General features: G+C 39.7%; 13 protein-coding genes. All 13 read right to left on the reverse strand.

Annotation, left to right across the window (positions count from 1 at the left end):
- Positions 1–214: 214 nt before the first annotated feature.
- Positions 215–943: a P-loop NTPase family protein gene (locus AQPE_RS02165; RefSeq protein ID WP_318349402.1), complete on the reverse strand. Its 729-nt coding sequence runs from the start codon at positions 941–943 to the stop codon at positions 215–217.
- The gene (locus tag AQPE_RS02170; RefSeq protein WP_318349403.1) at positions 867–1,907 is read right to left on the reverse strand and encodes a hypothetical protein; all 1,041 of its coding nucleotides are present in this window, start codon (positions 1,905–1,907) and stop codon (positions 867–869) included. The genes AQPE_RS02165 and AQPE_RS02170 overlap by 77 nt, the downstream gene beginning before the upstream one ends.
- Positions 1,904–2,200, reverse strand: coding sequence for a helix-turn-helix domain-containing protein (locus AQPE_RS02175; protein ID WP_318349404.1), 297 nt, complete (start codon positions 2,198–2,200; stop codon positions 1,904–1,906). The genes AQPE_RS02170 and AQPE_RS02175 overlap by 4 nt, the downstream gene beginning before the upstream one ends.
- A gap of 301 nt (positions 2,201–2,501) precedes the next feature.
- Positions 2,502–2,762 carry a hypothetical protein gene (locus tag AQPE_RS02180; RefSeq protein ID WP_318349405.1) on the reverse strand — a complete coding sequence of 87 codons (261 nt, stop codon included), beginning with the start codon at positions 2,760–2,762 and terminating at the stop codon, positions 2,502–2,504.
- 319 nt (positions 2,763–3,081) lie between these two features.
- On the reverse strand, positions 3,082–3,930 hold the full coding sequence (locus AQPE_RS02185; protein WP_318349406.1) for an RteC domain-containing protein: 849 nt from the start codon (positions 3,928–3,930) through the stop codon (positions 3,082–3,084).
- A 349-nt stretch (positions 3,931–4,279) separates the two neighbouring features.
- On the reverse strand, positions 4,280–5,092 hold the full coding sequence (locus AQPE_RS02190) for a 3-keto-disaccharide hydrolase (protein WP_318349407.1): 813 nt from the start codon (positions 5,090–5,092) through the stop codon (positions 4,280–4,282).
- Between the two features lie 36 nt (positions 5,093–5,128).
- The gene (locus AQPE_RS02195; protein WP_318349408.1) at positions 5,129–6,199 is read right to left on the reverse strand and encodes an Sb-PDE family phosphodiesterase; all 1,071 of its coding nucleotides are present in this window, start codon (positions 6,197–6,199) and stop codon (positions 5,129–5,131) included.
- A gap of 73 nt (positions 6,200–6,272) precedes the next feature.
- Positions 6,273–7,829, reverse strand: a complete 1,557-nt coding sequence (locus AQPE_RS02200) for a RagB/SusD family nutrient uptake outer membrane protein (protein WP_318349409.1) — start codon at positions 7,827–7,829, stop codon at positions 6,273–6,275.
- A 23-nt stretch (positions 7,830–7,852) separates the two neighbouring features.
- On the reverse strand, positions 7,853–11,266 hold the full coding sequence (locus AQPE_RS02205) for a TonB-dependent receptor (protein ID WP_318349410.1): 3,414 nt from the start codon (positions 11,264–11,266) through the stop codon (positions 7,853–7,855).
- Positions 11,267–11,480: 214 nt separating this feature from the next.
- Entirely contained in the window at positions 11,481–12,500 is a 1,020-nt protein-coding gene (locus tag AQPE_RS02210; RefSeq protein WP_318349411.1) for a FecR family protein, read from the reverse strand.
- An 88-nt stretch (positions 12,501–12,588) separates the two neighbouring features.
- Positions 12,589–13,164 carry an RNA polymerase sigma factor gene (locus tag AQPE_RS02215; RefSeq protein ID WP_318349412.1) on the reverse strand — a complete coding sequence of 192 codons (576 nt, stop codon included), beginning with the start codon at positions 13,162–13,164 and terminating at the stop codon, positions 12,589–12,591.
- 145 nt (positions 13,165–13,309) lie between these two features.
- A complete protein-coding gene (locus AQPE_RS02220; RefSeq protein ID WP_318349413.1) occupies positions 13,310–13,669 on the reverse strand; it encodes a site-specific integrase in 360 nt (119 codons plus the stop codon).
- Positions 13,666–14,256 (reverse strand): RteC domain-containing protein, encoded by a 591-nt coding sequence (locus tag AQPE_RS02225; RefSeq protein ID WP_318349414.1) that lies wholly within the window; start codon positions 14,254–14,256, stop codon positions 13,666–13,668. The genes AQPE_RS02220 and AQPE_RS02225 overlap by 4 nt, the downstream gene beginning before the upstream one ends.
- Positions 14,257–14,689 lie beyond the last annotated feature (433 nt).

Below are 14,689 nucleotides of genomic sequence, written 5' to 3' on the forward strand. Positions count from 1 at the left end.
CTAAAAAAACGGGGAAGTGTGGCCCAATGACGGGAAAAGTCAATCCAGGCATGAAATGACAGGGATTGATCTTTGAACCGGCTTGGACCACTCTTCCATGCTGAATCGAGGCTTGTTCGCGCCCGGCGGAGCCAAAGCGCGAACAGGCCGCAGAACCAACTAACCAAACATCGGCTAATACCTGATTTGGTGTTTATCTTTTATGGCTTTTATCCTAAGCCCTTTTGTCCTTGGTGTCCCGGTCAAAGGCTACCAAATTAAACATTTCGCGCATCCGGCTTCTGATGCGGTTGCCGTATATCTCCTCCAACTCTGATGCAGAAAGGTTGGTGGTGATGTGTGTTAGCATCCGTTTTGAAATGAAAAGATCGTAGCGATTCAGCAGGATTTCGGCCATTACGTTGCATTCATTGCCGTAATATTTCGGGGTTTGTTCCAATCCCAAATCATCAAAACAATACACTTTGGGGATGAAAGGCATGTTGGCATACCTGACAAACGATCCCTTGCTGTACTGGTTGATCACTGCAAATCCGTCTTTTTCGAACTCAAAACTAATCTCTCTTGTTGGTTTGACTTGGTATTGGGTTTCTCTTGGGCAAAAATAGCTAATGAGCTTTAATAAACTGGTCTTGCCGCAGCCGATTGGGCCGCACAAGAGGATACCTTTTCTTAGGTTGATCCCGTGCCTTTCGGCATTTTCCTGGTCGCCGATGGCATAAACCAGCAGTTTGTAGATCAGCTCTATATCCGTTGGAACTATCGCAAAGTGGTTCCCAAACAGGATTTTACCCCGTTCTTCCATCCATAGCAGACTGGTCTGTAAATTGAAATTAAACACTCCGCCGCTATAATTGGCTATCTGTTCATAAGGGTTCAGCGTAATTTTTGTTGACGGTGACACTGTGTTTGCTGGTCCCGATTTGATTGAATTCTCGTTCATCTGTTTTAAAACTTTGGGTATTGTTCATCCATTTCCGGGCAACGGCCTGCCAGGAAATTATTTTTTTCATATCTCCCGTCTTCCAGCCCGAGGACTGGTAGTGGGCGTAAAACTTCTGAGCCTCGCTGCGCGGAAACTGGTTCTGTTCAAAAAATTGTTCGACCTCGGACAAATCCGGAACCTGAAATTTCTCATCCGGAAGATTTTCGGAATTGGTCGTTCGCAGTCGTTTTTGTTTTTTTTCGTTTTCATCAACATTTAATTTTTGATTTCCTCTGACTGACTTTTCTTCCTGTTTGTTTTTGTTTAGACTGTTTATAAGAAGTGTATCACTTCCTGTATCACATCCGGTATCAGTTTTGATACTGGCAGCATCTTTTTTTTTACTTGCGGTACTTCTTCCTGTATCAGTTTCGGTATTGACTGTGATACCGGTATCACTGGCAGTATCGCTTCGTGTATCACTTTTGGGATTGCTGGAAGTACCGGTATTTCTTCCTGTATCATTTGTTGTATCAGATTTAGTACCGGTATCACTTGTTGTATCCCTTCCTGTATCGTTTTCGGTACTGCCTGAAATACCGGTATTTCTTCCGGTATCATTACCGGTATCGGTTGAAGTATTAGTTTTGATACCGGTATCGGTTCTTGTATTTCTTGGAGTATCAGTTGCAGTATCGAATCTAATACAGGAGACCCGGCTACCTGAGTGGAAGTTGGACGAAGCGGTGTATAAGATATATCCCCAATCAGACAGCTCTTTTATGCAACGGGCGTACGTGTTGGCAGATCCGATCCGGGACAGTTGCATCATTTCACTTCGGGAAATGACAAACCAATCCCCAAATCGTTCCGCATTCCACTGTTGGAACAGTGCAAAATACAGGCTAATGTGATAGGGTGTCATCCGCTGATCTTCAGCCAGCCGGATAAAGAATCCGCTCAGGTGCCTGATGTAGTTCATCGTTTCCCGTCGAAACTGAACCTGGGCACATTTTTGTTATCTTCCAGTATTTTACGAATGTCTTCGGAATCATAGAAAAGGATTCCTCCCATTTTTGTAAACGGAATGGTTCCATTGATCCTCATGTTCTGGAGGGTTCCCGGAGAAATACCAAGCATTTTTTTGACTTCGTAGGATTTGAGCCACTTTTTGGATGGCAGACCATGATGCTCTTTCAGCATCTTTCTGAACTCAGTAAGTAATTCGGTTTTGAACTCTCGCAGATCGTCGGTTGTAATAATTTCTGAAGGCATAACTTTTAAATTTAAATTGGTACATTTTGAATAGTCCCAAATTTGAAGCCTTCAAAAATCATTTGTTGTCAATACGAGTTCAGGCGGGGTGTTTTTTATGGTTAAATAAAAAGAAAAGAATTCACAAGGCAATACAATATTACACTGATAAATAATCAGATATAATACAATTCAAATAGATAATAGAGATATTTTATTCAGACAAGAATTTGGAGAGAAATAGCAACATTATATAGCCAACGATATCCAATTGGGAAAGGAATGATATAACAGGGGAAGGGTGGAATTCCTCTGCCGATTTTTATATTGTTTTCATTTTTGGATTTTTCGGCTTCCATTCTCCGTTCCTGTATTTTGCCATGCAGTCACGATGGAATTTGCGGAGTTCATCCAGTTCTTCCTGTGGGATAACTTCAACTAGTTCCATTTGCTTTCGTTCATTCTTCAGTGCATAATAAGGGATGAAGGGGCATCCAGCGATTGGATCGCCAAACGGACATTCTGAGATTGGGACAAGCAGATCAGCATTTTGGCGAATTTTTTCGGTGTAAAGACTTGACATGATAAAATTGCTTTGGAGTAATTTATTTGAGCATTATTCAAAAAAGTGGCGCAAGCCACAACCAACTGCTTCTAGGTACTGCCAAGCACCCGTACAACAATCAGGAATAGCCCACGCCAAAGCATGAGCGTCATCCATTTATCCTTGTTGTACTTAAAATTTGGCAGTTTTAGAAGCAAGAATAAAAAGCCAACGCTTTTTATAAGTTTACTTCATCGGAAAATCTATTCCGATGATCATTTTCGAATCATTATTCTATCAATTGCAAAGATATAAAACATACCGTAAAAATTAATTTTCGATCATTTTTACTTTTCTGTTAAGGAGTTTGAAATTTGTCATCTTCATCGATCCTGCGTTTCAGAATGGCTTTCAGATGATCCAAAAACTTGGCTTTTTCAACCTTCCGCTGCTTGATTTCTATATAGAATTTGTAAATGTCTTTTGTTACATCCACATTGAAAATATACCCCATCGCTTCGGCCAATTCTTTGATCGTAGTATTGCCGTCGTTGACTGCATTCGAAAAATGAATTGAGTAAAGTATTTCGGCAAAGTCAATTTTATTTCCAGTCCAACGCAGGGTCGACTTAAAGATTTCCGTAGTCTCTTTACCTGAGCTTTCTAGATGTTCCATCTCTTTTCGGAGATAATCCATCAGCATTTCATTGGATCTGATTGTCGAGAATGTGTGGTCATGCCATGTAAAGAAGTCTTCATCCAACAGGTGTTGGTCTCCCCGAATTTCCATCGGGATTTCATTGTTTTCACGCACAAAATACTTCTCGTCAAGATGCTTGAAATTGCACTTGTAATACTGGACTTTCGGCTGGTGCTTATCCATGTATTCCTTGATTTTGTCCATTTGCTGCTGAAAATACTTCTTCTGCCCTTTTATGTCTATTTCATTACGATTGGACTCAATTTCAAAAACAGCCCGATAGTATAACAGCTTGCTGTAAACCGCCGGTTTGATCTTCTTGAAAAAGTATATTTCCAACTTCTGGTCGGGAAAACCTTCACTAACCACAAGTTTGCGCATTCGATCCAGTGCTACCTTGCACTGCCCGACGGCATACTCCAATTGTTCCGGTACGCTTTCCGAAACGTCTTTCATCCGGGACAGGTCATTCTCTAGGTCCAAGATGATTTCACAACATGCTTCCATAGCTAAAATTTAAACTGTTAATATTTGGGCTTCTGTAAAGCCCGTTAATAATTTTCGCCCATCCACCAGATTCTATAACAGTTCAATTTCCCTAACCTGTAAATGCATTTTATGTTTAATTAGATAGTCAATAAACAATTTAAATTTTCAAGTTTAAGTATGAAAAATGGAATAATGTCGTATTTCGTTTTTCGCTCTTCCTTTAAGGTCAAAGGATTTAGCGTTTATGAATACAACAATAAATAGTTCTTATTACTTAATATGATTTCACAATACTATTTTTCCTATTGGAAATAGTGGTTATTAAAAGTTTCTTACAACATCGTCAAGCAAAAGATTATTAAATCGTTCAAAACAGGGGATGAATCTTAATGTTTCGGAACCACACGTCATTTCCATGGTCCTGCAGAGCGATTATACCTTCTTTGTTAACATTTGTCCAATCGGGATTAAGCCGTGGAAACTTCGAGCCTCTTACGAGTTCATTCCATTCGGGTGTCCATAAATGGTATTCGACAACTACTTCACCATTCATTTTATGAATTACCGTTCCCTGATAACAGATAATTTCGACACTGTTCCATTCTCCTGCTGGTTTTGCGTTTTGAGGATTAGCGGAAATCAGGTCATATAACGAACCTGCTTTACGGTTGCCGTCTTTCCCCAACAACGCATCTGGGTGTCGATCATTGTCTAGTACTTGCATCTCAGGAGCTGTTTTGTAAATAGGCCAGCCTTTAACTTCTTTTCCCAGATAGAAAATGCCTGAGTTTCCACCTTCTGAGATTTTCCACTCCAGCTTCAGATCAAAATTGGAAAACATTTGTTTGTCATAAAGGATGTCACCACCGTTGGCAGCACCCGGCTCACCTCTTCCGGATGCCTGGCATTTCAGACAACCGTCTTCGATAACCCATCCTGAAGGGAAATCGGGTCTGTTGTTTCCTCTCCATCCTTCGCTGGTGGAACCATTGAACATCAGTATCCAACCCTGAGCTTTTTCATCTTCAGTTAGTGAATTCAACAAACCAATTTCAGCATTAGCGCTTTTTAGTGTGTCTGTTCCAACTGCTTTTACCAGATCGACTTTTGTAGACTGTATTTTGAAACTGGCGAACAAGAAAGCTGTTGCCAATAGTATTAAAATTGTACTTTTATTCATTGTTTATTTATGTTACTAACAAAATAAGATGCGTTTTTAGTCTTTTATGAATGTCAATTTTATTTTTAGTTTCTCGTTTGAACGGATCATGACATTCTCTACCTCATATTCGAGTATGGATGTGCTATCGGAAGGAAGTGCGAATATTGCAGATTCCTTGGCTCCAAGCTGAATAGATGCCGAACTTTTATCCTGATTCATAGGGTTTAATATGTATGGAATGTCGCTGGTATTCGAGATACTCACAGAAGCATTTCTGCTAATGTCGTGGTGTATTTTCCCAATTTGAATTGATTTCAGGAATAGCTCTTTGACCAGTTCTTCTTTTCCATAGATCACATTCCTAAAAAAACCAACCGTCCGTCCTGCGATCAATGCTTCTTTGATTCCATCGATAGATCTTTCCCGGGCAAAGACCAAGGTCATCGGGCGGCGAGCCATGTGCAACTGACTCAGATACAAGGCACTTTCGTTATGAATATCGGTTGCGCTGAATATCGTCATATTTTTATTTAGTGCCCAATCGAAAGCTCTTGGATAATAATCATTCCAGTTAAAGATTTCAATTCCCTGAAAGAGGTTTTCCCGAAAAAGTTCGTCAAGTTCTTTATACCACCATTCGCCGCCATTGGGGACAGCCTCACGGGGATGGTTTAAAATCACAAAAGCCCCTTGTTTATTAGCTTCTTCAATGGCTTTTTTATAATCGTCATTTGCAATTTTGGTAGCATCTTTAATGAAAAGTGCATTAAAATGTCCTGGCATTTTTTTTGTAATTTCAGTTCCGTGAATAAGCAGAATATCCTTTTGGGCAGCAATTCCTTTCGCAATGTCATATCCTGCATTGTGATCGACTTTTAGGTAATTGCTGTGTGGGGTATATTCCAAATGGTCGGTAATGGCAATAGCATCCAGCCCATCGTTCCAGGCTTCTTCAACTCGTTCTGTTGGCCATACAACCCCATCGGAGAAGGTTGTATGAATATGTAAATCGCATTTTAGAATTCTATAGCCGTTAAGGTCAGGAATATAAAAATTCTTCCGGGTTTGGGAATGGGTTACTAATGCTATAAGCATCAGTAGGCATCCAAAGAATGCATTTTTCATGTGTTGATAATAAAATGATTGGTGTCAGGGAAAAACTGGCACCAATCGGATTTATAAATTAATGGCATGTTAATTAATTCCAGCCGGAATAATAGACGCTGTTCGTCATTTTTTTATTGATGTCCAACTCATCGGTTGTAATTGGAAATTTATTGTGTTTTTCCTGATAAGGGGTTCCCTCGCTTTGTGCTGATTTTTCAGGATTTAAAGTCGAAACCAATTCTCCCCAACGGATTAAGTCGAAGAAACGGACTTGTTCGCCGCTAAGCTCCAACCTTCTTTCCCGTTTTAATATCGTCATTGGAGTACTCCCCAAGCTAGTGTATTTCTCTGCTCCTGAACGCTCCCGAACTTGGTTGATCAGGGTCAAGGCTCCTGATGTATTTCCTGTCTGAATCATGCATTCAGCCCTCATTAAAAGTACGTCGGCGTACCTAAGCACTCTTGTATTAATTGGGCTACAGGGTTTCCCTTCTTTCTCCTGTGTTTCATACCTTTGATATTTCTTCCATGCATAACCTTTTGTTGCAAATGGATATGACTGTTCATTATTAGCAGCCGTTGCACTGTAATACGTTGTGTCGCCACCGCTTGCGGCATTTCCATAAAAAGTGTAGAATGCCCTTGGATCAACATAACTATGCTCGTTGATGGTGTATTTAAACGATTCAACGCAAGAGTTTGATACATAGACATTAAACCAATCATTGAACCCATATTCCATGGCGCGTCCGGTGACAGCCTGAGCAACTCCATACTCTTGCGACCCGAACATGTACCAGACAGATCCAGACTTATTGTAGGCATGTTGCACTTCAAATAATGATTCTACATTGTTGTCGCCAGCCTCAGTATTATTGTCCGAAAACTTAGGGGCTAAAGCATAGCTATAAGGTGTGGTTGCCAGTTTCGCAAATTCGGCTTCTGCCAGGGCATAACTCTTTTGCCACAAGTAAAGCTGGCCACGTAGAGCAATGGCAGCTCCGCGGGTAACCCGGCCTTTATTGGCGGTACTCCAAGAGACTGGGAGGTCGGCTTCTGCATCTTTAAGTACTTCCAGAATATAATCGACAACTTCTTGTTCTGTTCCTGCTCGAGCGAAGTCATTAATAGCCATATCATCAATTGTTTTTCTCAATGGGATCACCCCCCATAACCGATATAGAGTAAAATACGACCATGCTTTTAAGAAGCTTGCCTCACCAACGGTATTGTTTTTAACCGTAGTCTCATCGGTTGTGGTGGGCGTAAATTCGTTACTTTTATCAATGGCAATGGTCGAGCGCAAAACAATTCGGTAAAGGCTTCTCCACAAGTTTTGGATTTCACTGTTTGTTCCGTCGTATGATAATGCAGGCAATTGTCCCATAGAACCCGTTCCAACCATTGCAGGGGCAGCTTTTGCGTCGTTCCCCAGCATGTCGTGGTAAAAATACCATTCCCTTGCAAATAACCCGATTTGATAAAATCCGCAATAAGCGGCTACAACAGATTCCTGGAGTTGGCTTGCTGTTGTGAAATAGCTGTCTTCCGTATAACTATTTTGATTTTCTAAGTTCAAAAAATCTTCATTACATCCTATTATTCCTAATAAAAGGATTGCTGTGGCAATAACTATTTTGTGTCTCATAATACTTGTGTCTAATTTGTGTGTTAAAATCCTAATTCTAATCCAATCATAACCGTTTTAGGATTTGGAACTAATCCAACATCAATCCCTCTGTTCAGGTTATAGCTATTCGCGTTACCAGGATCGTATGATGATATTTCAGGATCGTAACCTTTTTTATATTTGGTGAATGTAAGCAGGTTTTGTCCTGATAGGTAAACTTTTAAGTTTGATCCCGGATCAAGTTTGATTCGGCGAAGGATGTTTGCCGGAAGCGTATATCCAACCGAGATGTTGCGCATTTTCAGATAAGAGCCATCGCAAACATAGCGGTCGGAAGTCCTCATATTGTTGTTCGGGTCACCACTGATTGCCCTTGGCATATTCGTGTTGGTGTTTGTCGTGGTCCAGCGGTTCAATACTGCGGAGGAATGGTTTTCGGTAATCCTCATTCCTTCCAGATACCAGGTGTAATAGGCACTATAAATATCAACATCTTGTACACCTGAGAAACTGGTCGAGAAATCGAAGTTCTTGTAAGAAAGATCAATAGCGAAACCATACGAATACTTAGGGATAGGGTTGCCTATGTATGTGCGATCCTTGGTATCTACATAGCCATTTCCGTCCAGATCTTTAAACCGGATATCGCCAGCTGCGGTCAGATTACTTTGATAATAGTTGATGCTCCCTTTTGAGAGGGAAACTGCATTGGCATTGTCAGTATCAATTTCAGACTTGCCGGCATAAACTTTATCAACTTTATATCCATAAAAAGAACCAATCGGGTGGCCAATATCTGTAAGGGTAATGGCCGCTTGTCCTTGATAGGTAGTGCCTTGGATGGCAACCCCATCACCAAGTCCGGTAACTTTGTTGGTCACATAGCTAAGGTTTGCCGAAATGTTGTATTTAACTTCTCCGATATTTCCGGCATAGCTTGTTGCAAATTCAATCCCCTTGTTGGTGGCTGATGCCGCATTGGCAACACGGCTACCGCCAGATCCGCCTCCGGCTAGACCCAATCCCATTGATGGCGAAGTTGGTACGGTTACCAAAATATCATCGGTGGTTTTGTCGAAATAATCAACGGTGAGAGATAGCCTGTTTTTAAAGAAGCCCATATCCAACCCAATGTTTTTTGTTGTGGCTTCTTCCCACCTGATGTCGGGAGAGGCCAGCGCTTTGATAGTTGTGCCAGTCAGCCATGTCTCAGAAGTGGATGTCCCGACAGGATAGGCAACCCCTTGATTATGGGTATAAGAAGTGTATTGAAAGGAGCCAATGTTTGAATTCCCGTTTTTGCCCCAGCCCAAACGAAGTTTTAAATTGTTGAATGCGGGAAGGTTGTCTTTTACGAACTTTTCTTCAGTCATTTTCCAGGCTACCGATAAGGCTGGGAATTTACCCCAACGGTTGCTTGGGGCAAAACTTGCAGAGGCATCAGCCCTGACAATGGCCGTCAATAAATACTTGTTTAAAAAGCTGTAGTTTAACCTGGAAAAATAGGACAAGCCAGCCGATTCGCCTACACTTTCGGATGATACGGTTGATGTACCGGCAAGCTTAACGTTGGTTAATTCCTCATTAGGGTAATTTTGTGCATATATGGAAGCACTTCTGCTTTTTCCCCAACGCGATATGGACATACCTCCAAGTAACGTAATATTGTGTTTGCCAATACTTCTGACATATGTTAATGTTTGTTCCAACATGGGATTTATTCCCCACGAATATGTTTCGGTATATTGATTTGAATAGGTTAGGTTTCCATTTTCATATTTCTTCTGGAAAGTGCCGGTATGACCATAGCTAGTATTGATACCCAAACTAGTGTAATAAGTCAAACCTTTCATTAATTCGACCGAACCATAGATATTCCCAAACACCATTAGGTTCTTGTTAGTGTTGTCGTTATAAGCCACGGCTGTGATAGGATTTCCCGCATTGTTGTTGTCGTTTACATTGTTGCAATTACCATATCCCCACCAATTGTTGCTATCGTAAACCGGGACGTAAGGCGGCATGATCAGGGCGCTAGTAATCGACCCGACATTTTCGTCGCGGTTGACATACGAAAAGTTTATATTCTCCCCGATCTTGATTCTTTTGCCGATCTTGAAGTCGGAGGCCAGGCGCATGGTGTATCGCGCAAAATCTCCCCCATAAACAATTGGTTCAGAACTTGAATATCCTAACGAGAAGAAAACATTGGAAGTCTCGCTTCCACCTCGTATGCTAAAATCAGCTTCGTAAAGGCTGGCGTTCTTAAATAATTCGTCCTGCCAATCTGTTCGGGTTACCCTCGAATAATCGTAATTCAAAACAGTTGACCCAACAATTGATGTCAGACTACTTGTAGGGTAGGCTGCTGTTTGTTGTTCAACCAACAAATCAACATAGTCGCTTGCGTTAAGCAAATCCAATTTCCGGGGAGTGGAGGCAACGCCATATTGGGCTTTGAAATTGACTTTTGGTTTTCCGGCAACACCCCGTTTGGTTGTAATCAAAATAACGCCATTTGCTCCATTAGCCCCATAAATTGCAGCAGCAGAGGCATCCTTCAGTATTTCGATATGCTCGATATCCGAAGGATTGATCATCGACAAAGTATTGAAGTTCGTTCCGCTGCCATTAGTAAACTGAACCCCATCAATGACATATAGAGGCTCTGAGTTGTTGATGGTGCTAACGCCTCTGATTTTGATTGACACACCTGCACCCGGCATTCCGCTGGCCGAAGTGATGTCGACGCCAGCGACCCGTCCCTGTATCATGTTGTTGACACTTAGTGAAGCTGACCTAGGTAAGTCTTTCGTATTCAATGAAGATATTGAGGCGGTGAGATCGCTTTTCTTTTGTGCTCCATAACCAACTACGACAACCTCGTCAACACCAATTGTTTCTTCCTGCAAAACTATATTTATTGTTGTCTGGGCTTCAACTTTTACCTCTTGCAGACTCATCCCCACAAACGAAAACTGTAAAGTTGCATTTTCTGGAATTTTAGAAATCGAATATATCCCGTTACTATCAGTAATTGTTCCATTAGTTGTGCCTTTTACAACCACAGAAACGCCTGGCAGAGATGCTCCCGAGGAGTCTGTCACTTTACCGGAAATAGATTTTTGTTGCTGGTTAACAGATGATATTTCATCATTTTTTGAAAGGGCAATTAAACGGCCGTCGATCTTGTAGGAGATGTCGGTTCCTTTAAGAATGTCTTCCAAAATCTCAGGCACTAATTTATTTGTAGCCTCAATATCTACGGTCCTCTTAACATCAATAACTAAGACACTATACATGAAGTAATAGTCGGTCTTGTCTTCAATTAACTGCAAGGCATTCTCAACACTTATGTTCTTTTGATTAATACTTAACTTTACATTTTGTGAGAAAGTGCCTATCGCGAATGATTGCAACACGCAAAACAAACATATCGAAAAGGTTAGTCTCATGATAAATAACATTTTATGTTTCCATACCCGCGAGAGTATAGAAACCATTGAACAATGATTTTTTTTCATAGTTTTGTAATGATTTGAATTTATGATTCGGATTATTTATGCCTTTAGCTGACTGCAAATTAGAAAAGGCATGAATTTCAAGAAGGGAGATGTTTACATCTCCTTTTTTAGGGTTATTTCATAGGCTTATACTTTTAGTTAAGTTTTATTTCATTTTTTCTACAACAAGTTTTGTCACTCCGTCTGCCTTGTATATTGAATATTTAAAAGGAGTTGAATATTTCAGGAGATCGACAATCTGATCTAGGTTTTCATTTTTTATGGTTGCTGTAAAAAGAAAATTCGAGATTTCTCGGTCATTAACTTCTATGGAAATGTTATACCATTTCCCCAATTTTTTTAGCACTTCTTCAAAACGATCATTGTGAAACAGAAGAGTTCCGTTGATCCATGAAATATATTTGTCAACATCAACATAGCTAATCAGAAATTCCGGTTCTCCTTTTTTGTAAGTCATCAATTGTCCAGGAGCCAAATGGACGAAATCATTATCCGGATTGTATTTTCCTTTAAACAGATCGACCTTCCCGGTTTTTAGAACAACATTAACACGATCTTCATCGCCGTAATTCATCACATTAAAGCTTGTCCCAACCACTTTTAACCCAACTTCGCCAAGATTTAGAATAAAAGGGTGCAATGAATCCTTGGCAACATTTAAAAAAGCTTCACCGGTAATTTCTACATTCCTGGTTTTGTTCTCTGAAAAATTTGATGGATATGTAATTGTACTTCCTGACATTAACCAAACAGCGGTGCCATCCGGCAAAGTCATTTTTCTTATCTTTTCGTTCGATAAGGATTCTTTGAGATATACCACCTTCTTATTATCCTTCTGCGGGTTCAGTACCGTGAAATATATTGTCGGAATTAAAAGCCCGAGTATAAAAATGGCTGCTACTTTCCTGAATCTGATAAGGAGTTGCTTCCTACTTGATAACTGTTTATCTTCAATCTTGGTCTTAATTCTTGAGAACAGAATAGTAGAATCTATATTTTCAGTTGTTTGAAATTTATTGGTTAACCACTTTTCATTTAGAAGTTTCTCAAACTCCATATTGCCTTTTTCGCTATTCAACCAAACAAAGAGGTTCTTTAATTCCTGATCGGTAATACTGCCATTGAGGAAGTTTTGCAGCAGTTGTATTTTATTGTCAGTTTGCATAAATAGGTTTTAAAGTCATGAGTAATACACATGAACATCAAAAAACTATTATCCGGTATTAAAATATTTTCAAAAAAAGTGAGAAAATTTATAAAAAGAGAATGTTGATCATCAGAATGCTAAACTTTTGAAATTCTTCCTTTAAGAATTTGTTTGCCTTAAGCAATTGACTGTCAACCGTAATAATCGAAATCCCTAATTTGTCAGCAATTTCTTGCCGGGAAAGTCCCTCTACTTTTTGCAAAAGAAAAATCTCTTTTCTTTTGGGAGGTAATCCATTCACTATTGTTTCAATAATGCTTTGTGTTTCCTGAAAGAGGATATATTGATCCGCTGAACTCTCTGAAAGTTCAGTAAATAATCCGAAATGTTTTTCAAAGACCGCGCGGTTCACTTTTTTCCGGTTATAATTTAGAAAAGCGTTTTTCGCAATTCTGAAAAGCAAAGATTCGAAAGGGTAATTCTCCCAAAAAAATTCACGGCTTTCCCAAATTTTCAAAAATGTTTCCTGAACAATTTCTTCAGCATCTTCTTTCGACTTTAACAACCCGAACAAGAAGTAATACAGTCGCTTGTGATACAAATTAAAAAGCGACTCAAAAGCCTGGGCATCTCCCTTCTTAAATGCTTTAATGAGTTGTATTTCAGAAATTTGCGAGTCCAACTTTTCTAAAAATAAATATATGATGTTGCAAATATGGTTTATAATTGTCAGATTTTACTACCCAGACAATTTTTCGGATGCAAATGATATCTAAATATGACGCTTTACTGAAAGAACAAATAAAATGTTGTTTCAAATATGTTATTTAATTCGCACTCTCGATTAATTTGGGTTTCAGATTTTCCATGTCCTTTGATATCTTCGTATCTACAATTCTTGCATAGATTTGAGTCGTTTTTAATGAGGTATGTCCCAGCATCTTTGAAACGGTCTCAATAGAAACGCCGTTTGATAAGGTTATTGATGTTGCAAAAGTGTGACGGGCCACATGCATGGTTAAGTTTTTTCGGATGCCGCAAATGTCAGCAAGTTCTTTCAGGTAACAGTTCATCTTTTGTTTGGAATGAACTGGAAGTAGCCCGTTTGAAGAATTTGCCAACGGATGGTTCTCGTATTTATTCAATATCTCCTGAGCAACTGGAAGGATTGGAATCCGGCACCTCAATTCTGTTTTGGTCCGGTCAATAATAATCCAATTACTGCCATCGTTTCCTTTTTGAATATGATTTGGATGTAATCGATCAACATTTCGTTGGCCATGATCATTGAAAAGGTATGGTCGTGCCATGTGAAAAAATCCTTGTCCATTAAATGATGGCTGCCGCGGAGTTCAAGTGGTATTTCAGTCGTGCCTCGGACAAAGTACTTTTCATCCAAGTGCTTGAATCCACATTTGAAGTACTGGAGTTTTACTTGGTGTTCTTCCATATACTCATTGATTTTGTAGAGCCTTTTCTGAAAGTACCTCCTGATAACTGATGAGTCGGCTTTCTGACGTTTACTTTCCAGATCAAGGACCGCCTGATGGTATAATAATTTACTATAAACGGCCGGTTTAATTTTCTTGAAAAAGTAGATTTCAGACTTTTGATCGGGAAAGCCTTCACTGATCACAAGTTTGCGCATACGGTCTAATGCAACCTTGCATTGACCGATGGCATATTCCATCTGTCCCGGAATATTTTCCGATACTTCTTTTATCCAGGATAGTTCATTATCCAAGTCCAGGATGATTTCACAAAATGTTTCCATAGCTAAAATTTAAACTGTTAATGTTTGGGTCTTAAATAAAGACCGGTAATATCTTGAATCCATCCTCCAGATTCTATAACAGTTCAATCTTTCATTAAACGATTCCGTAATATCTATGTACAGTAAAAAAATCATTTTCCTCAGTTTAATCCCGGGAGCATCAAAATGCCCCCGGAAAACCTTCCTCTTGTGAAACAGAGGGGGATTCACTTAACTAATCAAACTAAACCTATTATTTAACCACATTCTTAATAACTGAGCATTTTTCTCTATTTCTAATTTGAGAACAGACTATATGTTGTTCCCATAATAATCTTTTTCTTTCTTCATTTAAGTCATCAATCCAATCAACTTTTTCTTGGAATAGAAGAGAATCGATACCTTTCAATGGGCACTTATTTTTTCGCCTTTGATATGGGCATTCATAAGACAA

The sequence above is a fragment of the Aquipluma nitroreducens genome, from assembly GCF_009689585.1.
Taxonomy (GTDB): domain Bacteria; phylum Bacteroidota; class Bacteroidia; order Bacteroidales; family Prolixibacteraceae; genus Aquipluma; species Aquipluma nitroreducens.

Bases quoted from the DNA above. Each gene is read 5' to 3' on its own strand.
- AQPE_RS02165 (WP_318349402.1), bottom strand. From the start codon at position 943: ATGAACGAGAATTCAATCAAATCGGGACCAGCAAACACAGTGTCACCG.
- AQPE_RS02170 (WP_318349403.1), bottom strand. From the start codon at position 1,907: ATGAACTACATCAGGCACCTGAGCGGATTCTTTATCCGGCTGGCTGAA.
- AQPE_RS02175 (WP_318349404.1), bottom strand. From the start codon at position 2,200: ATGCCTTCAGAAATTATTACAACCGACGATCTGCGAGAGTTCAAAACC.
- AQPE_RS02180 (WP_318349405.1), bottom strand. From the start codon at position 2,762: ATGTCAAGTCTTTACACCGAAAAAATTCGCCAAAATGCTGATCTGCTT.
- AQPE_RS02185 (WP_318349406.1), bottom strand. From the start codon at position 3,930: ATGGAAGCATGTTGTGAAATCATCTTGGACCTAGAGAATGACCTGTCC.
- AQPE_RS02190 (WP_318349407.1), bottom strand. From the start codon at position 5,092: ATGAATAAAAGTACAATTTTAATACTATTGGCAACAGCTTTCTTGTTC.
- AQPE_RS02195 (WP_318349408.1), bottom strand. From the start codon at position 6,199: ATGAAAAATGCATTCTTTGGATGCCTACTGATGCTTATAGCATTAGTA.
- AQPE_RS02200 (WP_318349409.1), bottom strand. From the start codon at position 7,829: ATGAGACACAAAATAGTTATTGCCACAGCAATCCTTTTATTAGGAATA.
- AQPE_RS02205 (WP_318349410.1), bottom strand. From the start codon at position 11,266: ATGAGACTAACCTTTTCGATATGTTTGTTTTGCGTGTTGCAATCATTC.
- AQPE_RS02210 (WP_318349411.1), bottom strand. From the start codon at position 12,500: ATGCAAACTGACAATAAAATACAACTGCTGCAAAACTTCCTCAATGGC.
- AQPE_RS02225 (WP_318349414.1), bottom strand. From the start codon at position 14,256: ATGGAAACATTTTGTGAAATCATCCTGGACTTGGATAATGAACTATCC.